Genomic DNA, 917 nt, shown 5'->3' with positions numbered 1-917 from the left:
CCTTTTGTATAATGGGTCAGCGACTTATATTCAGTGGCGAGCTTAACCGAATAGGGGAGGCGTAGCGAAAGCGAGTCTTAATAGGGCGTTTAGTCGCTGGGTATAGACCCGAAACCGGGCGATCTATCCATGGGCAGGTTGAAGGTTAGGTAACACTGACTGGAGGACCGAACCGACTACCGTTGAAAAGTTAGCGGATGACCTGTGGATCGGAGTGAAAGGCTAATCAAGCTCGGAGATAGCTGGTTCTCCTCGAAAGCTATTTAGGTAGCGCCTCATGTATCACTCCAGGGGGTAGAGCACTGTTTCGGCTAGGGGGTCATCCCGACTTACCAAACCGATGCAAACTCCGAATACCTGGAAGTGCCGAGCATGGGAGACACACGGCGGGTGCTAACGTCCGTCGTGAAAAGGGAAACAACCCAGACCGTCAGCTAAGGTCCCAAAGTCATGGTTAAGTGGGAAACGATGTGGGAAGGCTTAGACAGCTAGGAGGTTGGCTTAGAAGCAGCCACCCTTTAAAGAAAGCGTAATAGCTCACTAGTCGAGTCGGCCTGCGCGGAAGATGTAACGGGGCTCAAACCATGCACCGAAGCTACGGGTGTCATCTTTGATGACGCGGTAGAGGAGCGTTCTGTAAGCCTGTGAAGGTGAGTTGAGAAGCTTGCTGGAGGTATCAGAAGTGCGAATGCTGACATGAGTAACGACAATGCGAGTGAAAAACTCGCACGCCGAAAGACCAAGGTTTCCTGCGCAACGTTAATCGACGCAGGGTTAGTCGGTCCCTAAGGCGAGGCTGAAAAGCGTAGTCGATGGAAAACAGGTTAATATTCCTGTACTTCCAGTTATTGCGATGGAGGGACGGAGAAGGTTAGGCCAGCCTGGCGTTGGTTGTCCAGGTTTAAGGTGGTAGGCTG

Annotated in this window: 1 rRNA gene; it reads left to right on the top strand. The window is 51.9% G+C overall.

Annotated features, from left to right (window positions below):
- A 23S ribosomal RNA gene (locus QSV36_RS08825) occupies positions 1-917 on the top strand; the annotation flags it as partial.

The organism is Pseudomonas sp. BCRC 81390 (assembly GCF_030341915.1).
Lineage (GTDB): Bacteria > Pseudomonadota > Gammaproteobacteria > Pseudomonadales > Pseudomonadaceae > Aquipseudomonas.
Note: the sequence above shows the minus strand (reverse complement) of the source record. Positions and strands in the feature narration are given on the sequence as shown.